Here is a 23,417-nt window from a genome sequence, read left to right on the forward strand (position 1 = left end):
TGCCTGTTCTGCCTGTCAGTTATTAGCCTCACATGTATTGGACGGCAGGTATTCCGCTACCGAGATGATGTCGCGGTCATTTCGGCGTTTATTGGACTTGGGTTTGGAGCAGCTATTATGCGTTTTACTCTTCCCCCCTTGTTCAGGCTGTTCACGGTTGGGATCACATAGTCTAGCTGCTTGAATCCGAAACAGTGCTAAACATCCATTTCTCTCAAATCCTCGATTACAGGCGTCTCTGCAACGTTTTCGAGGGTACATCGCTCATCCACGTGATTGTTTAGATAGATATACCATCTACTTATGGCTCAAGTGAGCCCTTCATGCACGATTGCGACATCTGTATCGACGTTCTGTATCTTTTCGAATGTCGGAGGTGTCAGTACTCGCGATGCGGGACTTCGGTCGGTAGACGCTCCGACGAGGATCAGATCATAGTGTTTCCCGTTCTGATTGAGGTACTGATCGATAGAGGTGGTTGCAACCCGTGTCTCGTGAATCGTATCGAATGCCTCAACCAATGATTCTAACATTCGTTCAGCCTCCCGTCGCTGTGAACTGCTTGAAACACACTTAGTAACGCTCACGAATCCGGACTCCGTTGTAAGCCGCTGAGCGAAATCGAGCATGCTGTGAGCAAGATCTCCCGGTTCCTTGATCAACAGAAGCAGCCGTTGCCACGATTTTCCTTCGTCGACAGCTCGATAGACTACGACATCGATTTCGTTCCTGAATAATCCTTGAATGAACGACGAGAGGGACCCATCCGCCGTTTCATAGGGTGTGACGATGAGGTCACAATTCATATCGTGAGCGACTGTGGTTACGAGCTGTGTGAGCGGTTGGTCTTCAACGACAACGGTTGTCCGGCATGGCACACCTGTTTCATCCTCGATTTGTGCTGCAAATTCTTCCAGTTGTTCGGCCTCTTCATGACCTTCTGCCTGTGTTTGCACAGGCCGTTGGTCTGTGGTTTCATCGCTATCTCGCTCATCAACGGATTTGAGCAGGATGATTTTACTCACGTCATGAGCTGCTGCGAGGCGGGCAGCAAACAGTGCAGTCTCGCGCGCTCTGTTTCCCCGCATTGGGACGAGAATATGGTCATCACCGTTTGTCGACCGGTAAATATACCGCGCACGCTGGTTGTAGAAATAGTCTCGCCAGAGAATGAATGCACCCGCGATAAAGATACTAAAGACCGCGATGACGACGATATACGTTAGCGGAGTACGTTTGGTGAGAAAAATCAATATCGCCGTCGAGTAGGCAGCCGGTTCTTCCATTCCGAGAACCCACGTACTGATCCCCGTCAATAATATTGCCAGCATCGCTCCGAAAACCTCGATTTCGACCTCAACAAAGGGGAGTGCTATCCAGGAAGCAAATTCGATCGACCCCCACCCACAAACACCCCCAATCGTAAGCCCACCAACGAACTTGCTGGGTTGTGCGTATCTCCCTTTTGGGTCGGCAAAGAGGGTGTAGGTCCCAGATACGAGTGGAGGGAATACTAAAAAGATTAGACGAGGATACGTCGTCGCGACAAACGCCGCAATTCCAAACAAGATGGGTATGAAAACGAGGACCGAGAACTGTATGAAATTCGGTGTTTGTTCCATCCAGCGGTAGAGACGATGGAGATGGTATCGATATCCACCAATTTGGCTCCAACTGCGACGAAAACGGTGATAGAGAGATGCGAATCTCTGTTTCATTCGTTACTACCCGCACGGCGACCGGTAGAAGGGATTAGACGATACCTACAGCCCTGCAGTATAGACAGTGTATATTTCACGCCTACTGGATTGAATCTACGATGATAAAATACCGTTGGCTGAATCAGCCAGTTCTTCCTGTATCGGTGGGATTGGCAACACCGCTGAAATCCAACTACGAGTACTACACCCTATGAACTGTTAACGACTTACGTCCCGCTTTCCCTATCTCCTCTGAAATACTTGCGTACAGAGCCAACAACCCCCAACATCAGTGCGACGAGCAAGAGTGCCACAAACGTGAGCGATGACCCACCTGTAACGTAATCGTGCGCAACAACTGCTGCGAGGACGATGAAACCTGAAGAAGTTACGAGATAGTTGTTGCTCCTCACGAATGACTAATAGTAGAAGGATAGACAAATAACTAGTGGTGCACTCACTCTTCGAATGCATCACGAGTCGTCGACCTAATGGACCGCGAACAGGGTCGGTGAAATCAGTACCGCGTCGTCCGCCCCGCCGCGCTCCACGCGTCCGTCGGCGCGTTCGTCGGGACGCGAACGTCGCGGTTCTGCAACCCGGCCATCCGTCCGGCGAACTGCCAGCGCTTTCCGTTCCAGTCGGGTTCCCCGTCCTCTGCGGCGGCGGCCACCTCCTGTTCGCGGAGGTGGACGTTGATGGCCGCGACGATGGCGGCCGCTTCCTCCTCGGAGGCGTCCGGCGGTATCGTGAGGTTCAGGTCCTCAGAGTGGGATGTTGCCATGTTTCTTTTCGGGTTGAGATGTGCGCTTGCTCATCAGCATTTCGAGGTCGTCGATGAGTCGCGGACGGGTGTCCTGCGGTTCGATGACGTCGTCCACGAAGCCGCGGTCGGCGGCGGTGTACGGGTTGGCAAACTGCTCGCGGTACTCGTTGATAAGTTCGTCGCGGCGCGCATCGGGGTCGTCCGCCTCGGCGAGTTCGGAACTGTAGAGGACGTTGACCGCTCCCTGCGGTCCCATCACCGCGATTTCGGAGGTCGGCCACGCGTAGTTCACGTCCGCGCCGATGTGCTTCGAAGCCATCACGTCGTACGCTCCGCCGTAGGCTTTTCTGGTGATGACGGTCATGAGCGGCACCGTTGCCTCGGAGTAGGCGTACAGCAGTTTCGCCCCGTGGCGGATGATACCGCCGTGTTCTTGGTCCGTGCCGGGCATGAACCCGGGCACGTCCACGAACGTCACGATGGGGATGTTGAACGAGTCACAGAAGCGGACGAACCGCGAGCCTTTCTCCGACGACTCGATGTCGAGGGTGCCCGCGTTGACGCGGGGCTGGTTCGCCACGATGCCGACCGAGCGGCCGTCGAGGCGGCCGAAGCCGACGACGATGTTCTTCGCGTAGCCTTCCTGGACCTCGAAGAACGAATCCTCGTCCATGACGCCTTCGATGACGCGCTCGATGTCGTACGGCTTGCGCGGTTGGTCGGGCACGACGGATTTCAGTTCCTCGTCACGGCGCTCGGGGTCGTCCCACGGTTCGAAGCGCGGCGGGTCCTCCACGTTGTTCTGTGGCAGGTACGAGAGGAGGCGACGGATGTCGTCCAGCGCTTCCTCCTCGCTGTTCTCGGCGAAGTGGGCGACGCCGCTCTTGTCGGTGTGGGTCGTCGCACCGCCGAGTTCCTCGAACGAGACCTCCTCGCCCGTGACCGTCTCGATGACGTCCGGCCCGGTGATGAACATATGGCTCGTGTCCTTTACCATGAAGATGAAGTCGGTGATGGCGGGGGAGTAAACCGCACCGCCAGCGCACGGTCCCATGATGGCCGAAATCTGCGGGATGACGCCGGAGGCCTGCTGGTTGCGGTGGAAGATGTCCGCGTAGCCTGCGAGCGATTCGACGCCCTCCTGAATCCGTGCGCCCGCCGAATCGTTGAGGCCGATGACCGGCGCGCCGACGTCCATCGCCTTGTCCATCACCTTGCAGACCTTTTGGGCGAACACCTCACCGAGCGACCCGCCGAAGACGGTGAAGTCGTGGGCGAAGACGAACACCTTGCGGCCGTTGACCTCGCCGTAGCCCGTCACCACGCCGTCACCGGGCACCTGCTTTTCCTCCATGCCGAAGTTGTGGCTCCGGTGGGTTCGGAGTTGGTCGAACTCGTTGAAGGTGTCGTCGTCGAGGAAGTAGTCGACGCGCTCGCGCGCCGTCATCTTCCCCCGCTCGTGTTGTTTCTCGATGCGCTCGTCTCCGCCGCCCTTCTCCGCCTCGCGGCGCTTTTCGCGTAGTTCGTCGATGCGCTCGTCCATCGTCATCGCTGAACACCCGGACGCGTTGTCATTGCGGGTTTGCAGTACGAGCGAGCGCAAAAGGTTTCCGTACTTCGACAGAGAACGGTTCGACAGCCTACAACAACGAGTAGAGGTTCACCGCGAGGGTGACGAGGAGAAACAGCGGGAGAACCGTCCTGACGCTCCAGAGCCACGGTGTACCTAACGAGCGTGCGAGTCCACCCGCACCGGAGTCGAACTCCGAGAGCGCGTCCGTGCCGAGAATCCACCCGGCGAAGACGAGGAATCCGGCGAGACCGGCGGTGAGCATCAAATTGACGAGGGTGTCCGCGACGAACGTGAAGAGGGACGGTCTGACCGCACAGACCGCGCCAGTGAGTAGTACGAAGCCAGCGAGACCGATAGTCGCGTTCCGTCGCGATACGTCTTGTTCGTCCACCAGGTACGCGACCGGAATTTCGAGCATGCTGATGGAACTCGACAGCGCCGCGAACAGGATTGCGGCGAAGAACGCGACGGCGATGACCCTACCGTAGGGGACCTGCGTGAACGCACCGGCGATGGAGACGAAAAGCGCGCCGGGGCCGCCGCCCGCGGAGGTGTCGTTGAGACCGCCCTGAAACGCGAACAGGAGCGGGAACACGACGAGTCCCGCGAGGACGCCGACTCCCGTGTTCAGCACGGCGATGACGCTTCCGTCGAACGGGAGGCTGTTGTCCTCGCCGAGGTAGGACGCGTAGGTTATCATCGTCCCGACGCCGAGCGAGAGGGTAAAGAGGGCCTGTCCGGCCGCCGCCTGTAGCAGGCCGATAGGGTCGTGCTTGACGGCCTGTTTTAGCGTTTCGACGTCGAAATCGAGGAAGAAGGACAGTCCATCGGTCGCACCAGACTGCGTGATTGCCCAGCCAGCTAGCGCTGCGAGCAACAGGATGATAACCGGCATCATCAGCTTCGTCGCCTTCTCGATTCCGCCGCGAACGCCACCGAGGACGACCAGCGCCGTCATGGTGAGGAAAACGGCGTGGAACGCGACGGCTTCCCACCCGAAGCTGATGTTCGTGAAGTAGCTGCCGGGAGCGGAGAAGTACGACCCGGTGAAGCTAGCGAGGAAGTACCGAACTATCCATCCGCCGACGACGCTGTAAAACGACAGCAGGACGAGCGCCGTGACGACTCCGAACAGGCCGACGTAGCCCCACGATTTGGTACCGGGAGCGAGGCGAGCCAACGCCCCGGCCGGGTTTCGTTTCGAGCGGCGTCCGATGACGAACTCCGCGAGGAGTCCGGGGACGCCGACGAGCAAGACGATACACAGATAGACGACGAGGAAGGCGCTCCCCCCGTACTCCGCCGTCATCCACGGAAAGCGCCAGACGTTGCCGAGGCCGACTGCGCTCCCCACCGCCGCGAGGATGAAGCCGACTCGACTCGCCCACGATTCACGTGCCATTGCTATGCACTCGCTTGTCCATCGGTTATGAGACTTTCGAGATTGAAAACCGTCAAAATACGATAATCATGGTTTTCGGGCAGCTGACTTGCTATTTACAATTCCGAATCGGAAGGAAATTTAACCGATACGTTACGATTCGTCGTTAGCCGAAGTAGGCCCCCGAGGAGAGTCCCGTGTAAAGCGCCTTGATACCCAAGTAGAGGGTAACGACGACAGCGATGGGGACGACGATACGTACCCACCACAGCCAGACCGTCTTGAACGACCGGCCGACCGAACTCCCCCGCCCGAGTTCGTCCATCGCGTCGGTGTCGGCGAACCAACCGATGAAGACGGCGAGGAGGAGTACCGCGATGGGAAGGAGGAACTTGAACACGAAGTCGTTGTAGAAGCCGAGCCAGGACGTACCGAACGTCGCGGGAACGCCGACGATGAAAATGAAGACGCCGGCCGCGACCGCGGTCGTCGAGCGTCGGTAGCCGTAGTGCTCGGTGATGTAGGACACCGGGACTTCGAGGAGGCTGATGGAACTGGAGAGGGCTGCGAACAGAAGGACGACGAAGAAAACGAATCCGATGATTTGTCCCGCCGGAAGGTTACCGAACGCGCCGGCGAGGGCCACGAACGCCGTTCCGGCACCGCCGCTGCCAGCGCCTTCCGCCCCACCCGTGGCGAAGAGGATGGGGAAGACGACGAAGCCGGCGAGAAGCGCGACGATGGTGTTGACGACGACGATGGCTCCCCCGTCGGCCGGGAGGCTGTCGTCCTCGCCGAGGTACGACGCGTACGCGATCATGACGCTGAACCCGAGCGAGAGCGTGAAGAACGCCTGCCCCATCGCGGGCGGGACGATGGAACCGAAATTGTTTGCGATGACGCTGAAGTCCGGCGAAAGGTAGTAGTTGTACCCCGCGGTGGCACCGTCGAGCGTCGTCGCCCAAGCGCCCAGTCCGACGAGGAGGACGAGAATGGCGGGGATCATGAACGTCGTGGCTCGCTCGATTCCGCCCGTGACACCGAGCGCGACGATACCGATGGTGATCGCCATGAAAACGGCGTGGGCGGCGACGGCGGTCGGCCCGGCGGACACCGCACCGAAATAGGTTCCGGGGTCGCCGAAGTAGCTTCCCGTGGCGCTACCGACGATGTAACTGAGGACCCAGCCCCCGACGACGCTGTAGAACGCGAGCGTCAAGAGCGAGGAGAACAGACCGAGTCCCCCGACGAACGACCACTGCCCGTGGCCGATTTGTCGGAACGCTTCGACCGGGTTCTTTTCCCCCCGACGGCCGATGACGAACTCGATGAGCATCGTCGGGAAGCCGATGAGTGCCACTGCCAGAAGATAGACCACGAGGAACGCCGCACCACCGTTCGTCGCGGTCTGGAATGGGAACGACCAGATGTTCCCCAGTCCGACCGCGCTACCGACCGCGGCGAAGATGAATCCTATTCGTGACGTCCACGTCTCTCGTTGTGCCATGTGTGTGCTTGCCATTTCCAATTAAGAGTTATAAACGACCCGATGTATATTTCCTACATTGAAGATGAAATAATGAATATACGTCGGAGAGAATAGCAGTCTTTCCGCCAGCGACCTACGCCTCGCCGTACACCGGAACTGCGGCCCCGCTGGTCGCGCCCGCGGCGTCGCTACAGAGGAAGCACATCACGTCGGCGATGTCCGCCGGGTCGACCCACTTGTCGTGGTCCGAGTCGGGCATCATCTCTCGGTTCGCGGGCGTGTCGATGACGCTCGGCATCACGGCGTTCGCCCGGACGACGCCAGTGTTCTCCTCGGCTATCGTCTCCGTGAGGAGGCGGACGCCCGCTTTCGAGGCGCGGTACGGCCCGTCGCCTTCGCCGCCTTCCAGCGAGGAGCGCGCGCTGACGCTCACGATTGTACCCTCCCGTTCCTGTAAGTGCGGGAGCGCGTGTTTCGACGCGAGAAACATCGTCTTCAGGTTCACGTCGAACAGCAGGTCGAACGTTCCCACGTCCGTCTCTTCGATGTTTGACCCGCCTTTCCACGTCCCGGCGATGTTGGCGAGCGCGTCGATGCCGCCGTGGTCGGAAACGACGTCCGACACGACCGATTCCACCTCTGACTCGTCCGTGAAGTCCGCCCGATAAAAATCGACGCGTTCGCCGTCGAGAAGCGCGTCTTCGTCGTCCGGTTCGACCACGTCCGTCGCACAGACGGTCGCCCCCGCCTCGTCGAAGGCGGCACAGACCGCGCTTCCGAGTGCCCCGCTCGCACCCGTGACGAGGACGACACTGTCGCTGAAGTCGAAACTCGCGTCCATAAACCGTCCAACACCGTGCAGAATGAAAACACGCACGGCCGTTCAAATCGCGTCGTACCGACCCAACCGCGTACCGTCCAGCAGATACGCCTCCCCGTCGGCGAGCCCATCCGGCAGGAACGGCGCGAGGAAGTCCTGTCCAGCGACGTTCACCCACGTCCCGCCCGTCAGGTCGTTGAACGCGGGAAAGACGACCAGTTTGCCGTCGTTCGCCACCTCGGTCGTACCCTCCTCACCGTACTGCCCCTCGAACGCGTCCGGATTCAACTTTCCCCGCAACCAGACGCGCTCGATTCGACTGCCGCCGACCGAATCCTCCAACCGGACGCACGGATGTTCGTGGCCGACGCACACCACGTCCGCGGAGAGCACGTCCTCGCTCGGCCACGTGTGCCCGTGGACGAACCCCACGTCGCCCAGACGGATTCCGTTGCCCGGCGTCACCGTGCAATCCACCCACGATTCGATGTCGCCGTCGTGGTTCCCTTTGACCAGCGTGACCGGCCGGTCGATGGATTCGAGGAGCACCTCGATTTCGCCGCGCTCCGCACCGCCCGGCCCGGCGATGGAGTGCATGAGGTCCCCGAGGACGACGACCCTGTCCGATTCGGTACGTTCGACCAACGATTCCATCCGGTCGCGGCGCTCCCCGGCGCGGCTGTCGAGGGAGATGCCCTGTTCGTATCGAAGCCCCGCCTCGATTCCGGCGTGATAGTCCGCCACGACGAGCGCCCGTTCGTCGCCGAGCGTCGCGGTTGCGGCGGGTTTGCCGGGAACTGGTTCGACCAGCGCCATCAGATGGGTTTCAGGGTCTCCTCGCCGGATTCGTAACAGCGCCCGGCCATCAGCGCGTCTTGTAGTGCGTCTTCGACGTCGGCGGGCGTCACATCGTAGGAATCGACGACACCGGCGAGCAGGCGGTCACGCTCCACGCCGTCACCGTCGTTCATCCCACGCATGACCTCCATCACCGTGTTTTCGAGGTTCTCGGGAACCGGCTTCTCGCCGCCCTCGCTCGCCGATTCGGCTTCCGGTTCCGCCGCCTCGGGTTCGTTGTCCTCGCTCGGCGTCGGTTCCGGTTCGGTGGCTTCGGTCTGTTCCGGTTGTGCCGCGTCGGCGTCCGGACCGGTCGCCTCGGCCGGTTCGGCGGCGGTGGTGTCGTCCGGTTCCGCCGCCGACTCTGTCGCCATCTCCTGAGCCGGTTCCGGGGTCTCGATGTCGGCCTCGCCGGGGTCGGCGACTTCCGCGCCGCTGGTGAACTCGGTGCCGAACTCCTCCTCTATCTCTTCGCGCTCGCCATCGTCGAACTCGTACATCTCGCCGCTGACGTCCTCACCCATCGGTTGGTCGTCGAAGTCACCGAGGTCGTCGTCGTCCGACGCTTCGGTGTCGAAATCGCCGAGGTCGTCCGTGGATTCGTCGGCACCGCCGGGACTCTCGTCCGACGGTTCCGTGTCGAACTCCTCGACGCCGGTTTCACCGACGGGTTCCGGTTCGACCGGTTCGTCCGTCTCCGTCGGTTCGCGGGCTTGGGCCGGTGGCGTGTCCGGTTCCGGTTCCGAATCGGGGACGGTCGTTTCCGTGGCAGACTCCTCCGCCGGTTCGGACTCCGTCTCGAACGTCGATTCGGCTTCCGCCGATTCCGGTTCCGTCGGTTCGGCGTCGGTCAGGTCGGCGTCGCTCTGCTCGGATTCGTTCGATTCGAATTCGGTCGAGTCCGCCTCGCTCTCCGAGTCGGTCCCGAATTCGGTGCCGAACTCGGGTTCCGATTCCGTTTCGGCGGTCGGAGTTTCGTCCGCTTCGGTTTTGACCGCGGGCGTTTCGAGCGAGACGTCCACGTCGAGCGTCGCGTCTCCGGGTTCGTCCGGCGACACGTCGAGGGAGCCGACCTCGTCCTGTTCGCCCGCCACGACCCGTGTGGCGTCGAGCGCGACGTCCTGCAGTTCCGCGAGATACGGCGTGTTCGTTCGGTAGTGGTCGAGCGCCAGCGGAACTCCGGCCGCGAGTCCCGTGTCCACGTCGGTGGCTTCGAGAGCGTGCTGAAGTTCCTCGCCGTACTGGCCGGAATCGAGCGCGCCCGCGAACGTTCGGACGCGCGAGAGGGTCTGTTCGGCCGTCTGGACGACCCAGCGGTCACGCGTTTCGGCGTCCACCGCGTTCATGCTCTCGGGGCGAATCGAGGTGTACACGAGGTCCGAATCCTCGGGTTGGAACGTCCGCGCCTTCCCCGTCACGGCGACGAACATCGGCGGGTCGGCGCGTTCGAGGAACGCGAGCGCGTCCGGTTGATACTGGCCCGCGTAGACGACGAAGCCACCCGTCGGGTCGACGATTCGGGCGCGAAGCACGTCGTCGCCGACCTGCTCTATCTCGGTCAGCACGCCGACGACGAACAGCCGATTGATTCGTGCGCCCGTCGGCGTGACGACGTAGTTCGGCGCGCGCTCCTCGTCGCTGTCCGAGTGTTCGAGCGAGGAATCATCGTACTCGGCGGCGAAGATTCGCCACGCGACTTCCCGACGGCCGACGCCGCCCTGCGAACTCATGCGTCCACCTCCGTGAGGAAGGCCTTGGCACGGTCGACCGGGTCGTCGTCCGTCTCGGCGAACTCGCTCGCTTCGAGGTTCGCGCCGTAGTCGTCCACCGAGAGGTTGCCCCGAACGCGGTACTCGCGGCCGACGATTTTCTCGCGGATGCTGTCCGCGACGACCTCTTGGTCCATCGCGTCACGCGCCTGCTGACGGGCCTCCTCGAGGCCGCCACCGTACACCTCGGCAGTGAGTTCGTCGTCCAAAATCGCGGTGACGGTGCCCGTTCCATCGTCCACGATGGCCTTCACGCGCAAGTCGTCTTGACCGTCCACTTGGCCGTGGCTTCGGCACTGTCCTTTCTGCACGACGCGGCCGCACTCGGGACAGCGCTGGATGAGTCCCGACCCGTCGCGGACCGCGACGATGTTGCCGAGGACTTCCACGTCGAACGCACCGCCGGTTTCGACCGCCTCGCGGACGGACATGCGCGTCGCGCTGTCGTTCACGTCCACGTCACGCGCGAGCGGTTCGACGGCCGTGAACTCCGAGAAGTTGATGGACGGCACGCCGCGGAACTCGCGGACGTAGACGTTGTCCACGCGAACCGTCGCACCTTCCGTCACCTCTTCGCGCGCTTCCCAGTCGGTGAACGGGAGGCGTGCGGACTCGTCGGCGACGACGCCGCTCTTTATCTCCGTCTCGCCGTCCCGTCCGTCGATGACCTTGCTCTCGACTTCGAGAAGGGTCACTTCCAGCGAAACGCCGCGGTCGCCGGGCGTCACCTCGGCCAGCGTCGCGTCGCCGCCGACATCGTATGGCACGTCGAGGTCGGTCCCCTCGCGCGCGACGTTGGTACTGTCCCCGAGGTTGAGTTCGGGTTTCCCTTCCCATTCGCGGACGCCAGCGTTGCCCGCGGTGATGACCTGCCCCGCGTCGAGGCTGAAGTCGTTCCACGCCGTGTAGGAAATCTTCCCCGTCTCGTCGGCGAGTTCGCCCTCGAAGATGGTCTGTTCGTTGCCCTGATAGCGAATCGACCGCTTGCCCACGGTGAGCACCTTCGCGGTAATCGTGACGTTGCCCATGTCGGTCGTCACGTCCGCGATGTCGGCGGTGGACGGCGCGGAACTGCCGCCGCCCCCGTCGCCGTACTTCCGGCGAAGGCTCTGTTTGGCTTCGTTTATCGGGACGCTGTACTCGATGAGGTTCTGCAGGTCTGCTTTGACCTCCTCTTTGTCAACACCGAGGTCGGAGGCGAGCGCCTCGGCATGGTCGTCGACGTTCATCACCCGAAGTTGGGACGGGATGGATTAAAAGTGTTCGTCGTCGCTAGAAGTGTGAGCGGGGAGGGAGGTCGGAGGACCGGATAGCAACGTGCGACGTTTTCGTGCACGCTACTGACCGACAACCACCTCGAACAGTTCCGCTCGCTATGGATTGCGGTTGTTACCACGATTGCAACGACCGAGCGGCAATGAAACCGCACCGCCAGCGCAACAGCCCACACCCCTCCCCAACCGATTCCTCACTACCGCTCGTCATCCCTCGCACGAAAGCCAGTCAGACCCTCGGTCGAAATGACCTCGGGCCTGCTGCCGCGCGCGCCACCGTGGCTGGTCAGTTATCGTGAATCCCGTCTCTCGGGGCGACGCACGCCAACGAGGTGGTTCGGGCGGTTGCGGTGTTTGTGGCTCGGTAGTCGTACTCACGGAAAAACTGGCGTTCTCTCTTAGTGAGTGGGCGTGGGCTTTCGGGGCCTGTCTCTCAGTAGCAATCACAGAGCTACCAAACACGACGCGTAGCGACCATCCCTGCTTCCGAAACACCGAAAGCGGTTTTCACCGGGGAAGCGTACGGTGATTCATGCACGTGGTCGTCAACGCCGCGATGAGCGCGGACGGAAAGCTCTCCTCACGCCAGCGCGAGCAAGTCGCCATCAGCGGCGCGGACGACTTCGGCAGGGTGGACGACCTGCGGGTCGAAAGCGACGCCATCGTCATCGGCGTCGGGACCGTCCTCGCGGACGATCCGTCCTTGACCGCAGACGAGGGGACGAACCCGACGCGCGTCGTCGCGGACTCGCGGGCGCGAACGCCGCTCGACGCGCAGGTGCTGGACGACAGGGCGGACACGCTCGTCTTCGTCGCCGAGAGCGCGCCGAACCGGAACGTCCGGGCGCTGCGGGAGGCCGGGGCTGACGTCGTCGTGGCCGGAAACGGCCGTGTCACGCTCAGGGAGGCCTTCTCCGAACTCGAATCGAGGGGAACTGGACAGGTGATGGTCGAGGGCGGCGGCGAACTCATCTTCTCGCTGTTCGACGGCGAACTGGTGGACGAACTCCGCCTCTACGTCGGGTCGCTGGTCATCGGCGGCCGCGACGCGCCGACGCTCGCGGATGGCGACGGCTTCGTCAAGCGAAAATCGTTCCCGGACCTCGAACTCGATTCGGTCGAGCGCGTGGACGACGGGGTTCTGCTCCGCTATCTGGTTTCCTGACTCCGAAAAACGAACCGTGCTTTTCCCTACACCCAGCCTTCTTCGACGAGGAGTTCGCCGTTCAGCACGCTGGCACCCGCGGCCCCTCGAATCGTGTTGTGCGCGAGGCAGTTGTACTGGATTCCGGCGGGCGTTTCCTGCACGCCCCCGACGGCCACCTGCATGCCGTTGCCGATTGTGCGGTCGAGACGTGGTTGTGGACGGTCCGGGTCCTCGAACACTTCGATGAGCGGGTCGGGTGCGCTCGGCAGGTCGAGGGTGGTCGCCTCCCCGAACGCCTCTTCGGCGCTCTCCTTCGTGATTTCCTCGGCCGTCTCCGCCCACACGTTTTCGAGGTGGCCGTCGAGCGTCGGGACGCGGTTACAGGAGGCCGCCACGTCCACGTCGTGCTGGACGATTTCGCTCCCGTCGAACGACCCGAGGAGTTTCTTCGGTTCGCTCACCATCTTTTCCTCCTCGCCGCCGATATGGGGAATCACGTTGTCGATTATCTCCATCGACGTCACGCCGTCGTAGCCCGCACCCGAGACGGCTTGCAGGGTGGAGACGTGAACGCGTTCCAAGCCGAAGGTGTCGAGGGCTGCGAGCGTCGGGACCATGGTGATGGTCGAGCAGTTCGGGTTCTTCACGAGCGCGCCGTCCCATCCGCGTTCGTCGCGCTGGACCTCGATGAGGTTCAGGTGGTCCGCGTTGACTTCCGGGATGACGAGAGGAACGTCCTCGGCCATCCGGCTGTTCGAAGAGTTCGAGGAGACGACGTAACCCGCCTCGGTGAACTCCGGTTCGACGTCCGCGGCGACTCCGGAGGGAAGCGAGGAGAAGAGGAGGTCCACATCATCAGGTACCTCGCTCGGGTCCGTGGCGCGTACTTCGATGTCGCCGACGTAGTCCGGAATCGGGGAGTCGATTCGCCACTTCGCCGCTTCGTGGTAGGCCTTTCCGGCGCTGTCGTCGCTTGCGGTTATCGTCGTCAGTTCGAACTCGGGGTGCCCGTCGAGCAGTTGAATGAATCGCTGTCCGACCGCTCCGGTCCCACCGAGGATTCCAACGTTAACACTCATGTGGGATTCGATAGCAGGAGTGTGCAAGTAGCTTTCGACGGTGTCGGTGTTTGCCGTGAGGCGAGTGGGGGACGACATTCTTCAAATCGCGGACGGGCGTTCCGAACGACGTCGCTGCATGCCACGGAATTCGACCGAGCGCTATGCTCATATACTGGACGAAGCCTCTGAAGTCGTATGGATAGGGAGGTTGTCACCTGTGAGGGATGTGGCCACCCGTACTCCGTCCGCGTTCGTGACGACGGTACGTACGTTCTCCCGACTGACACGGGCGAGTGCGAGCAGTGTGGCTGTACCGAATTTTTACGAGTTTCGGGGGACTTGGTTGGGGACGATTGACACAGCTCGCCGTGCTCTCCGTCGTCAATGAAAAGTGACGCCGAAACGACCGAAAATTACTCTTTTTTGCGCGTGACGTATCCCGCGATACGGTTGCGGACGCCCTTCGAACCGATGTTGGTCAGCTGTTCGACGCTATCCTTGTTCTGGTCGAAGTCCTTCGTGAACGCGGTCGGGTATCGTTCCAACAGGATGTTCCCTGTTTTCTTCACGTAGTCGGGTTTGATTGCCATATCGAACTGTTTCCAATAGCGGGCCTAAAAGCATTCGTTCTCGTTCGCCGCAGTCCTACCGCCGAATCCGGAATCCGTCCTCGCCCTCGGGGGAGGTGTATTCGACCGACACGTCGTCCACGTCTGCCGCCGGACTGCCCGTGTGACACCACTGGACCATCTCCTCGACCACCGATTCGGGACCCTCGAAGACGGCTTCGACGCGTCCGTCCGAGAGGTTCCGCACCCAGCCATCGATGTCCCTCTTCTCGGCCGTATCGCGGGTGTTCGCTCGGTAGTAGACGCCCTGTACCTTCCCGGAGACGAACACGTGCGCGCGAGTTCGGTCTGCCATATCCGAATTTCGAATCCGAGGCACAAAACGGTCGGGGCCGCTCCGGTTTGGGACGACGTATCCAAAGCCAGTCACTCCTCGGACGGCAATCGCTCGTAGGCGAGGTGTTTGACCGCCGTTCGTATCCCTTCTTTCGTGAGGTCGAGTACTTGATACACGAAGGACCGGAGTGCGATATACCCGACTCAGCTCCGCAGGTAGTGAAACACGTAGGTCTGGGCGTACCCGGCGTACTCGTCGCCGAACTGTTCCCGAATCGCCCGCGAGGTGTCCCGGTACGACCCCTGTTCGCAGTGGGGATAATGGTCCTCGATGGCGCTCTGAATCCACGTATCGAGCGGTACCGCTTCCAGATAGCCGAGCGCGAAGAGGAGTACGCAGTCGGCCACCTTGTCGCCGACGCCGACGAAGGCCTGCATGGCGTCGCGGGCGTCCTCGTAGGACAACCCCGACACGTCCGCGGGCGTCGCCTCGCCGGATGCGAGTAGTTCGGCGGACTTCTTGACATACGGCGCTCGATAGCCGAGTTTCAGCGCTCGGAGGTCCGACTCGTCCGCCGCGGCCAACTGCGTCGGCGTCGGGAAGGAGTGGTAGGTCTTTCCGTCGAACTCGACGGCGTCTCCGAACTGGCGGGCCAGGGCGGTCTGCATGCCGTAGATTCGACTGACGCGCATCTGGGCCGAGCAGATGAACGAGACGAGACACGGGAAGAACGGGTCGCGGACGATTCGCATGCCACGATACTCGTCGTAGGCCGATTCGACCAGCGAATCCGCGGGGGTCGCGTCGATTATCGCGTCCAAGTCGTCGTCGAGACGGAGGAGGGAAACGAGGAGCGATTCGGCGTCCGTCGTCGCCTCCCACTCCAACAGGCCGTCCCGCTGGCGGGCGCGAACGACTTCGCCCTCCACGACGGTGTAGTACCACGCCGACCCGCCGTGGGCGTGCGTCGTCTCGTACATCCGTCCGTCCTCGCGTCGCCAGAGGTAGCTTTGGCCGCTCTCGACGGTCGATTGCAGGTCGAACCCACCCGGCAGGTCTTCGACGGGTATCGAACCGGTTTCCATCGCTCGGGGATGGGTATCGGGGGAAAGCAACTCTTTCGATTCACCACGTCGCAGAAAGTACGCGCCGCCAGTTCTCGTGAGCCACTTTGGCGAGGTCATCGTCGGTGAACCCACGCTCTCGAAGCGCGGCCAAGACGTCTGGGAGGCCGGTCACGTCGCCCACGTCGTCCGGCACGCGCGCACCGTCGAAATCAGAACCGAGTACGACGTGAGAAACACCGACGCGGTCGGCGACGTACTCGATGTGATCCGCGAGGTCGGCCATACTCGCGGCGGCCTCGGGGTCGGGTTCGTTCGAGAGGACCGCTTCGAGGAAACCGATACCGACGACGCCGTCCGAATCGGCCACGGCGTCTATCTGTTCGTCGGTCAGACACCGCGAATGTGATGCGAGGCCGTGGACGCCCGTGTGGGAGGCGACGAGGGGGTCGCTACTCGTCTCGGCGACGTCCCAGAACCCCGTTTCGGTCAGGTGTGCACAGTCGACGACGATTCCGCGCTCGTTACAAGCACGGACGAGGCCTCGACCCGCATCGGTCAGCCCGTCGCCGACGTCGGGACCGCTCGGATACTTCGTTGGGACGCCCTCGCCGAAGGCGTTCGGGCGGCTCCACACCGGACCGATGGAACGGACGCCCGCGGCGTAGAGAAAATCGAGGTTCGAACAGTCGGGGGCGACACCGGCCGCGCCCTCGATGTGTGCGACGGCACCGAGACTATCGGAGTCGAGACAGGCGTCGAAGTCGTCCACCGAGCGGACGATACGGAAGCCATCGACGGTGGCGGCGAGACGGTGGAGGAGTTCGAGCATGCGATAGGTGGTTCCCCGGGCTTCCTCGTGGGTCAGCGCGTCCGGAATGTGAAACTCGTAGCCGTCGTCCGTCCACCGGAGTTCGTGGTCGTCGTCTCCCAATACGAAGGTGGCGAAAAAGCCGACGCCGAGTCCCGCCTCCCGAGCGCGTGGGAGGTCGAGGTGGGTCGTCGGTTCCTCGACTGCACCGGTGAACGTCGCCACGGGGTCGTCGGTTCCGTACAACCGGAGAAGGGTATCGTTGTGGCCGTCCACCACTGGCGGAGTCGTCATTGCTACTGCTGTGTCCGAAACGGACATAAGTGGCGGTGTGACGTGTCAAACGTGCTATAAAGGGCGAAAATTCATACTGCTGGCCCTGTAATTACCCGTGGGAGTATGAACTGTAGAGTTGTCGTCGAAGCCGCGATACCGGTATACGACGTGAAAACGCCGGATGAGGCGGTGCGTATCGCCATTTCGAAGACTGGCGAGATGCTCAATCCCGACCTGAACTACGTCGAAATAAACATGGGGTCACGTACGTCGCCGTCCGGGGAAGACCTCCCACCAGCGTTCATCGCCGCCGACGAGGCGCTCGTCGCCTTGGAGTTGGAGATGACGGTGTTCAACGTCGAGCGAGAGGAACACGCGTCCCGAATCGCTCGCAAGGAAATCGGCCAACGGTTGGAGAACATCCCGCTTACCGTCCTCGATGTCGAGATACTCGAGGAGGAAGACGAGGGGGAGACCGACGCCGAGGCCAGCGATGACACCGAAGATTCGGACGACGAAACGGGGGACGACTCGGACGACGTGCTGCCCGAGTTCGAGGACCTCATCGACTGAGTCGATATTCAGGGGAAACCGTATCGCGCACTGCTCGACCGCGGTGACGAATGGAGTGACGGTCGCTGTCGGAGAACCATCCACGGTCCGTCGTTCGGAACATCGGGACGGTTCACGGAGACGGGACACAAACGATAACCGATGGGGCGACCAACCGGGGGATATGACCGAATACACGACGGTTTCGATTCCGAAGGACCTCGCCGACCGCGTCGACGAGACTATCGATGGAACGAGTTTTTCGAGCACGAGCGACCTCGTTCGATTCCTGCTTCGCAGTATCGTCATTCAACACCAGCGACAGGGTCGTCTGACGGAATCCGAGTTCAGTGAAATCACGGACCAACTGCGCGAGTTGGGGTACTTAGAGTAGTTCCACGGGCGGTTCCGCGTCGAGGACGACGAGTTCCCGTTTTCTTCCGCTTCGGTCGAATGCCGCGACCATCTCGGTCGTCCACGGCGGAACTGCGATCAGCACCACCTCGTGCAGGTCGTCAGTTTGTGCCACTTCGAGACGGCCCTGTGGATGGGAGATGAATCGCCCCTGTGTCTGTCGGGCGGGAATCGAGAGGTCAATGCCGAACACGGCCGTCACCGACCGACCCGTGTTCGGCGGATAGAAGTGGGTGAACACGGGTGTCTTCGGTTCGAGATGGTCCGCGCCGTCCAGCTCGCCCGCCGGAGTGACAGCCAACGAGACGGTCAGTTTTTCCGGCTCGGCGTCCGCGGCCAGTTCGAGAAGCGCGTCTCTCAATCCACGGGTGAGGAAGACCACGATGGTTCGTTCGTGTCGTATCGAGATAACGTCGTCGCCCGACGGTCCTCTAGGTGAAAATTTAATAACGGTTCCATGCGAGGTATTCTCATAATAATACAACATCGACTACTCTTGTATAATTTCATAGGTTAAAATAGAAAATTTAATATACATGTATATTCAATGTATGTGTATGGTTGAACACAACATGGCGACCTATTTGGAAGCGAACCCGCGAATGATCGGCGTGCTATTCACGATACTGCTCCTGCTCATGCAGGCCGGAAACGTCGCTGGAGTCATGACGACCGGAACCGCCGGGCCGTGATGTATACCGCAAAAAGAAACCCGTTCCGCAAATTCCGATAACGGCCAATTCCGCTACAACTGGCTCACCTCGATTTCGTTGCTCCACGTAAACTGACCATCGAGAGTGACCGGTACGTTCTCGAAGAGCAGTCCCCGCTGCAGTTCGTCCTCCCCCAATGAAACCTTCTCGAGCGGACCGGACGAGAGATACGACGTGTTATCGTCAGTGAGATGTAAATTCACGAAACTACCCATTCCCTTTTCATTGGGAACGTAGGTGATCGGTGTCACATCGTACCCGTCCGGTGTCGATTCTATCCGCAACAGCACCGCAACGGGACCCTCGGTCTGAACGACGCTGATGCTTCCGTCTCCGACGACAGTGTACTGCCCTCCGATGATACTTCGGTCGCGGGCGATGTCCAACGCGGCCCAAAGCGGGAATCCGCGGTTCAGTAGTCGAGCCATCGCCTTTCCGACACGAACCGCTCCGCTGTTTATCACGTCGCTCAGAGTGACGACACCGCCGATGGCTCCCGCCTCGATGAGCGCCATTCCCTGCTCGTAGGACTGACACGCGTTGAGGAGAAACGCCTCGACGCCGATGGCGTCGAGTTCGGCGGCGTCCAGGGTTCCGTCACGGCAGTTGAATCCCCCGTCGTCGATGTGGCCGATGTAGTGCAGGAAATGCGTCTCGGATTCGAGAACGGAACGGAGTTCCGCGACGGACAGATCGTGACGAACGGTCACGTCGAACCGGAGGTTCCGTTCCGAACCGTACACCTCGTCCGCGAGGTTCCGCTCTTCGTCCATCTCGTCGTCGTTGCAGACGACCGTAATGTCTATCTCCCCTTCGGCGGCCGTGCGTTCGAGTCGGTTCCGAAACGCCGTCAACGTCGCTTTACTCGCACCGATAGGCGCGTCGTCGCCGACCCATACCTGTTCGAGCGAGTCGGCCTGTTCCGGTTCCACGAACGAACGCGGCGTTGCTGCCGTTTCCGACGCACTTCTGTTGCTTTCGCTGCGTTCGCTGCTGCCGCGAACGAACTGTTCGCCCGCCGGCACCTGTACCGTCGACGCGGAAACCGCCGTGCCGCGTGCGGTCCGAATGACTGCGAGATCGTCCACGAGAAACGGCAGCATCTCGACGTTGCTCGCCGCCGGGGAGACGTGCGTCGTCAACTGCCACTCGGGAACGAACTCCTCGATGTCCGGGTACGGTATCGAGAGATACTGCTCCAGTCTCTCGGCGGGTGACGCGTCGTACAGGGCCGCGAAATCCAGTTCGACCATGGATTCGAGTTGCCGCCGTTCGTACAGTTCGACCGGATACAACCCCTCGGTTCGGGTCACACAGTCGAGGAGAAATGTCTGTTTCAACACCTGCTCGACCTCGGTTTCGAAGCCACGAGCGACGTCGAGCGGGTGTTCGAAGTCGCCCGCGACGATTCGGGGTGTGTTCCCCGGAACGACCCTCGCGCCGAGGTAGTACGCGAGCGAGGCGACGGCGAAAACGGACTCGAGCGTCGGCGGTACCTCGATAGCCACGTCGGTTTCGGGCGGTTGCAGACCGTCCGGGATGTGCAGCTCGTCGCCGAGTTCGACCGCTGGCGGGTGCCCGCGAAGGGTGGGAAACGCCCGCTCGGGACTGGTCGTCTTCATTGCCGACCCGAACGTCGAAATCGTCGCCATCACGTCCGTCGGGTCAGTCGTCGTCGTCACCGTATCCGATGGCCGACGGTGGAACGACCGACCGCCGACGACGATGTCCGTCTCCGATTCGAACTCGAACGACATCTCGTCGAACGTCGCACTGATGGAAAACGCCTCATCCACGTGAACGTACAGTTTGATGGGCGCGCAGAGTTCGATACTGTAGGTTCCGTCCGGAAGTTCTTCGTTCGCTATCCCTTCGACGCTTCGTACCATTTCGCCGTCCGAATCACGGACGTAGGCGGCGACCGGTGGCGAGAGGCGAAAGCCGCCGGACGAGAGGCGAACCGCGTCGTCGACGGGAAACGGAAACGGGTGGCTCGGTACCGGTTTCGGTCGAACCGTACTGAACGTCTGAAGAGTACACGTGCGTCGTTCGATGGGGTCCTGTACGACGAGCTCGTTCTCCCGGCCATCGAACGATACCATCACCGAATCCCCTCCGTAACTAGAGGGGTAAAAATCCGGCGCGTATGGAACATACGTCGTATATACTAGCCGAATACTAAAAAACTATCGGAAATCTGTAACTCTTACTGTCTCACGGGGATACGAATCCGCGAACCGTTTTCATCAGCAGCGACGGATATCGTCGGCGGGAGCCATCGAGAGCGTCCGCGAGGACCATCGGCGCGTCGTCGAAGATACCGGGACCGTGTCCGACGAGAATTCGCTCGGGCGTCAACCCTCGCAGGTCGTTCGGCGGGAGAAGTCGCACCACCGGGTGGACGCCCAATCGCTCTCGGCCGGTTCGGAAGTAGTCGGCGGTTCCGACGGATTCGGGAACGACGAGCGTTCCGTTCGTCTCGTCGTACAGCGCGGCCTCCTGCCACGCTGGGTTGTCCACCAAACGCAACACGCGCAGGCCGGTGTCGGCGAGCGTCGTCTCGAACCGGCGAACCGGAACTCCGCTCACGCTCCGGCGGACCCACGTGGGGAGATACAGCGGCACGTCGTGTCGCTGTGCGATTTCCTTCGCATCGCGCATGTGCCGGCCGAGCAGGACGACGACACCGGCGACGGAACCGAACTCGGAGAACAGGTCGTCGAGGTCCGGGGAGTCGACCGGGTCGATAACCCAGACGTCGCCGTCGATGGCGAGGGCGTGGCTCGCCCGTTCCATCGTCTCCTCGGGGTGGGCGAACCAGCCGACACCGCCGTCCCATCGGTCGATTACACGATATTCGGTCGGGGAATCGGTTTCTTTCAGCGACATACTCACAGTAGCGGGCCGACGCGCATAAATCGACGGGGCAACAGGTCCGCATCGCGGTCGGTACCTATCGTCCTCCGGAAATCGTGTCCGATTCCATACCCTTTGGAAAACCCGATTTCGCTGTAAATTTGTAGCGACTACAATGGATTTAATATACTATTGTTGTATCTTTACCGCTTGGCCCTTCGATGGTCCTCCTGACGCACATCTCGGACGGTGATACCCTCGTTCGCCCTCCAACGGCGCGACGTTTCTCAGAGTTCGCTCGTATCGATTTCGATGTCGGGCGGTGAGATGATGAGAAACTGCCGAAAGTGAACCAGATTTCCACCCTGTTTTTTCACCGCCGGTGCGAGGTCGGCCGCCAACTCGGATAAGTCGCCGTCGACGGAGAGAACGAGGACGTGTCCATATTCGATCGCTTCGAGACGCTGCGCGATGGGGGTGGTTCCGTCGAGGACGCCGAGGATGACCCGTGCGTCCTCGTCGAAATCTATCTCCTTTTCGGCCGCTTGTAAGTCCAAATCGAACCCCGAATCGTTCATGGCGGTATCTCTCATCCCCCCGAGAAAAATCCTTGCCTTGGTTCGAATCAGTTGTCGTATTCGCGTTTGAACCCGCGGAATTCCGTCCGGTGGGCCTCCTCGTCGGCGAGAATGGTGACGCCGAGGTCCTCGGTCACGGGGTCGTCAGCCTCTCGCGCCGCTGATATGACGTCGCGGTACGTCGAGATGGCGTCCTCCTCGGCCTCGAGGACGCCGTCGATGACCGACAGAACGTCCGTGCTGTCCTCGGGCGGCTGGAGGCCCTCCTGCCGCGCCTCGAAATCGTAGGACGCCGGCGGGCGCTCGTCCAACTGTTTGAGTCGCTGGCCGATCATCTCGGCGTGGCCCAACTCCTCTTGGATGTCCGTTTCGAGGCTTTCGCGCACTTCCTCCGCGCTCACGCCTTCGAGGACGATGGAGTTCGTCAGGTAGTTCATTACCGTCTCGATTTCGTCGCTGTACGCCTTTCGAAGGAGATCCGTGACTTCGGTGCTCGTCATCGCTTCCGAGTACGGAGTGAAGCTACCTTACGATTGTGGCGAACTCGCCCGGCAACTGTTGCCTCACGCAAAACTGTTATATGCCTTGATACACATTGACACGCCAACGATGGAACAGTACGTCAAAGACTCGCATAAACACGATGCGAGCGGCGCTATCGTCGGCGCGATTCTCATCGTAGGGGTCTGACCCCTACCGCACTCCCACCACCGAACGTCGAATCGACACCGAACAGAACCGACTGTGCATCGTGACAGAACGCACGAACCCGAGACGGACGACCAACACACCAACCAATGACAGACGAGAACTCACAATCCCGACCGACGGACGACGACCGAGAGAAAGAAACGATGGCGGAAATCAGCCACATACCACCGTACGAGGCACCCGACGCGAACCGAGTGTTCGAACGCGGCGGCGAACTGTTGACCGAAGAGCGCCGCTCCTGAGCGTTTAAATCGGAAAAGAAGTCCTGTTTTTCGCCCCGTTCCCCCTTCCTGTCGAGTCCCCGGACCCCCGTCCCCAGTCTCGACTCAGCGAATCGGTTCCCGTCCGCCGACGAGCTTCGAGGTGTCCACGAGCTCCGCGCGCGCTCCGCCCTTCTTGACTTCGGTCGCGGTCATACATTCGAGGCACCCGAACACCTCGTTCTCGTTGTTTCCGAACACGCGGGCGAAATCACGTGTCACGAAGGAACCGCAGCTTCGGCATCGGTTTTCGGCCACAGTGTCGCTTCCACTGGCAATCTGGCTGTTTGTCGTTGTCATGCTGAACCTCGTCGGTACGACTAACATCAGTGTGGGTACTTTGTTATCCGGTGGCTGTCGGCGCGAAACCAACCACTATCGTTCGGAAAGACAACTCTACGATTCCGGTAACGACCGGTTACTGGGCCGATACGGCGAAAATTGCCGCTGCAGTCGCAT

The 23,417-nt window shown here is 61.2% G+C and carries 26 protein-coding genes; 6 read left to right on the forward strand and 20 right to left on the reverse strand.

Translation table 11 applies throughout. The features are described from left to right. Nucleotides 1-308 precede the first annotated feature (308 nt). From AC1XDK_RS22465 to AC1XDK_RS22505, 9 genes are all read right to left on the reverse strand, one after another. Nucleotides 309-1,622 carry a universal stress protein gene (locus AC1XDK_RS22465; RefSeq protein ID WP_483352211.1) on the reverse strand — a complete coding sequence of 438 codons (1,314 nt, stop codon included), beginning with the start codon at nt 1,620-1,622 and terminating at the stop codon, nt 309-311. A 595-nt stretch (nt 1,623-2,217) separates the two neighbouring features. After that, the gene (locus tag AC1XDK_RS22470; protein ID WP_483352212.1) at nt 2,218-2,484 is read right to left on the reverse strand and encodes a DUF8022 family protein; all 267 of its coding nucleotides are present in this window, start codon (nt 2,482-2,484) and stop codon (nt 2,218-2,220) included. Beyond that, nucleotides 2,465-4,009: an acyl-CoA carboxylase subunit beta gene (locus AC1XDK_RS22475; protein ID WP_483352388.1), complete on the reverse strand. Its 1,545-nt coding sequence runs from the start codon at nt 4,007-4,009 to the stop codon at nt 2,465-2,467. Before AC1XDK_RS22475 ends, AC1XDK_RS22470 begins: the two co-directional genes overlap by 20 nt. A gap of 97 nt (nt 4,010-4,106) precedes the next feature. After that, the gene (locus tag AC1XDK_RS22480) at nt 4,107-5,441 is read right to left on the reverse strand and encodes a sodium-dependent transporter (protein WP_483352214.1); all 1,335 of its coding nucleotides are present in this window, start codon (nt 5,439-5,441) and stop codon (nt 4,107-4,109) included. A gap of 145 nt (nt 5,442-5,586) precedes the next feature. Further along, a complete protein-coding gene (locus tag AC1XDK_RS22485) occupies nt 5,587-6,927 on the reverse strand; it encodes a sodium-dependent transporter (RefSeq protein WP_483352215.1) in 1,341 nt (446 codons plus the stop codon). 115 nt (nt 6,928-7,042) lie between these two features. Next, nucleotides 7,043-7,750: an SDR family oxidoreductase gene (locus AC1XDK_RS22490; protein ID WP_483352216.1), complete on the reverse strand. Its 708-nt coding sequence runs from the start codon at nt 7,748-7,750 to the stop codon at nt 7,043-7,045. A gap of 42 nt (nt 7,751-7,792) precedes the next feature. After that, on the reverse strand, nt 7,793-8,545 hold the full coding sequence (locus AC1XDK_RS22495; protein WP_483352217.1) for a metallophosphoesterase: 753 nt from the start codon (nt 8,543-8,545) through the stop codon (nt 7,793-7,795). Beyond that, nucleotides 8,545-10,296 carry a hypothetical protein gene (locus AC1XDK_RS22500; protein ID WP_483352218.1) on the reverse strand — a complete coding sequence of 584 codons (1,752 nt, stop codon included), beginning with the start codon at nt 10,294-10,296 and terminating at the stop codon, nt 8,545-8,547. The genes AC1XDK_RS22495 and AC1XDK_RS22500 overlap by 1 nt, the downstream gene beginning before the upstream one ends. Continuing rightward, complete coding sequence (locus AC1XDK_RS22505) at nt 10,293-11,564, reverse strand: Single-stranded DNA binding protein (RefSeq protein ID WP_483352219.1); 1,272 nt, start codon at nt 11,562-11,564, stop codon at nt 10,293-10,295. The genes AC1XDK_RS22500 and AC1XDK_RS22505 overlap by 4 nt, the downstream gene beginning before the upstream one ends. A gap of 577 nt (nt 11,565-12,141) precedes the next feature. Between AC1XDK_RS22505 and AC1XDK_RS22510 the strand changes: the two genes are divergently transcribed. Beyond that, nucleotides 12,142-12,774: a 2,5-diamino-6-(ribosylamino)-4(3H)-pyrimidinone 5'-phosphate reductase gene (locus AC1XDK_RS22510; protein WP_483352220.1), complete on the forward strand. Its 633-nt coding sequence runs from the start codon at nt 12,142-12,144 to the stop codon at nt 12,772-12,774. 26 nt (nt 12,775-12,800) lie between these two features. On the opposite strand, the gene asd is transcribed toward AC1XDK_RS22510, so the two are convergent. Beyond that, nucleotides 12,801-13,835, reverse strand: coding sequence for an aspartate-semialdehyde dehydrogenase (gene asd / locus AC1XDK_RS22515; RefSeq protein WP_483352221.1), 1,035 nt, complete (start codon nt 13,833-13,835; stop codon nt 12,801-12,803). A 177-nt stretch (nt 13,836-14,012) separates the two neighbouring features. Here asd and AC1XDK_RS22520 point away from each other — a divergent pair, with 177 nt between their 5' ends. Beyond that, on the forward strand, nt 14,013-14,174 hold the full coding sequence (locus AC1XDK_RS22520; RefSeq protein ID WP_483352222.1) for a hypothetical protein: 162 nt from the start codon (nt 14,013-14,015) through the stop codon (nt 14,172-14,174). A 56-nt stretch (nt 14,175-14,230) separates the two neighbouring features. On the opposite strand, the gene AC1XDK_RS22525 is transcribed toward AC1XDK_RS22520, so the two are convergent. The 4 genes from AC1XDK_RS22525 to AC1XDK_RS22540 form a co-directional block, all read right to left on the reverse strand. Continuing rightward, nucleotides 14,231-14,407, reverse strand: a complete 177-nt coding sequence (locus AC1XDK_RS22525; RefSeq protein WP_395282898.1) for a 30S ribosomal protein S17e — start codon at nt 14,405-14,407, stop codon at nt 14,231-14,233. 55 nt (nt 14,408-14,462) lie between these two features. Then, on the reverse strand, nt 14,463-14,741 hold the full coding sequence (locus tag AC1XDK_RS22530; protein WP_483352223.1) for an acylphosphatase: 279 nt from the start codon (nt 14,739-14,741) through the stop codon (nt 14,463-14,465). Between the two features lie 185 nt (nt 14,742-14,926). Further along, nucleotides 14,927-15,808, reverse strand: a complete 882-nt coding sequence (locus AC1XDK_RS22535) for a DNA-3-methyladenine glycosylase family protein (RefSeq protein ID WP_483352390.1) — start codon at nt 15,806-15,808, stop codon at nt 14,927-14,929. 40 nt (nt 15,809-15,848) lie between these two features. Next, nucleotides 15,849-16,892, reverse strand: a complete 1,044-nt coding sequence (locus AC1XDK_RS22540; RefSeq protein ID WP_483352224.1) for a dipeptidase — start codon at nt 16,890-16,892, stop codon at nt 15,849-15,851. Between the two features lie 105 nt (nt 16,893-16,997). On the opposite strand from AC1XDK_RS22540, the gene AC1XDK_RS22545 reads away from it, so the two are divergent. After that, nucleotides 16,998-17,447 (forward strand): DUF555 domain-containing protein, encoded by a 450-nt coding sequence (locus AC1XDK_RS22545; protein ID WP_483352225.1) that lies wholly within the window; start codon nt 16,998-17,000, stop codon nt 17,445-17,447. A gap of 163 nt (nt 17,448-17,610) precedes the next feature. After that, a complete protein-coding gene (locus AC1XDK_RS22550; RefSeq protein ID WP_231182880.1) occupies nt 17,611-17,820 on the forward strand; it encodes a ribbon-helix-helix domain-containing protein in 210 nt (69 codons plus the stop codon). On the opposite strand, the gene AC1XDK_RS22555 is transcribed toward AC1XDK_RS22550, so the two are convergent. Then, nucleotides 17,812-18,222, reverse strand: coding sequence for a JAB/MPN domain protein-containing protein (locus AC1XDK_RS22555; RefSeq protein ID WP_483352226.1), 411 nt, complete (start codon nt 18,220-18,222; stop codon nt 17,812-17,814). The genes AC1XDK_RS22550 and AC1XDK_RS22555 overlap by 9 nt on opposite strands. Before the next feature lie 175 nt (nt 18,223-18,397). Between AC1XDK_RS22555 and AC1XDK_RS22560 the strand changes: the two genes are divergently transcribed. Then, nucleotides 18,398-18,532 (forward strand): DUF7503 family protein, encoded by a 135-nt coding sequence (locus tag AC1XDK_RS22560; protein WP_483352227.1) that lies wholly within the window; start codon nt 18,398-18,400, stop codon nt 18,530-18,532. Between the two features lie 53 nt (nt 18,533-18,585). Here the strand turns inward: AC1XDK_RS22560 and AC1XDK_RS22565 are convergent, their stop codons facing one another. The 4 genes from AC1XDK_RS22565 to AC1XDK_RS22580 all read right to left on the reverse strand — a co-directional run bounded on the left by AC1XDK_RS22565 (nt 18,586) and on the right by AC1XDK_RS22580 (nt 22,487). Next, complete coding sequence (locus AC1XDK_RS22565) at nt 18,586-20,655, reverse strand: CHAT domain-containing protein (protein WP_483352228.1); 2,070 nt, start codon at nt 20,653-20,655, stop codon at nt 18,586-18,588. 112 nt (nt 20,656-20,767) lie between these two features. Beyond that, the gene (locus AC1XDK_RS22570; protein WP_483352229.1) at nt 20,768-21,442 is read right to left on the reverse strand and encodes a hypothetical protein; all 675 of its coding nucleotides are present in this window, start codon (nt 21,440-21,442) and stop codon (nt 20,768-20,770) included. A 254-nt stretch (nt 21,443-21,696) separates the two neighbouring features. Beyond that, entirely contained in the window at nt 21,697-21,987 is a 291-nt protein-coding gene (locus AC1XDK_RS22575; protein WP_483352230.1) for a DUF5779 family protein, read from the reverse strand. Between the two features lie 47 nt (nt 21,988-22,034). Then, the gene (locus tag AC1XDK_RS22580) at nt 22,035-22,487 is read right to left on the reverse strand and encodes a ferritin-like domain-containing protein (RefSeq protein WP_483352231.1); all 453 of its coding nucleotides are present in this window, start codon (nt 22,485-22,487) and stop codon (nt 22,035-22,037) included. Between the two features lie 297 nt (nt 22,488-22,784). On the opposite strand from AC1XDK_RS22580, the gene AC1XDK_RS22585 reads away from it, so the two are divergent. Further along, complete coding sequence (locus AC1XDK_RS22585; RefSeq protein WP_483352232.1) at nt 22,785-22,940, forward strand: DUF7989 family protein; 156 nt, start codon at nt 22,785-22,787, stop codon at nt 22,938-22,940. A gap of 84 nt (nt 22,941-23,024) precedes the next feature. On the opposite strand, the gene AC1XDK_RS22590 is transcribed toward AC1XDK_RS22585, so the two are convergent. Continuing rightward, nucleotides 23,025-23,258 carry a DUF7563 family protein gene (locus AC1XDK_RS22590; RefSeq protein ID WP_483352233.1) on the reverse strand — a complete coding sequence of 78 codons (234 nt, stop codon included), beginning with the start codon at nt 23,256-23,258 and terminating at the stop codon, nt 23,025-23,027. Nucleotides 23,259-23,417: the final 159 nt, after the last annotated feature.

The organism is Haladaptatus sp. HS23 (assembly GCF_056892285.1).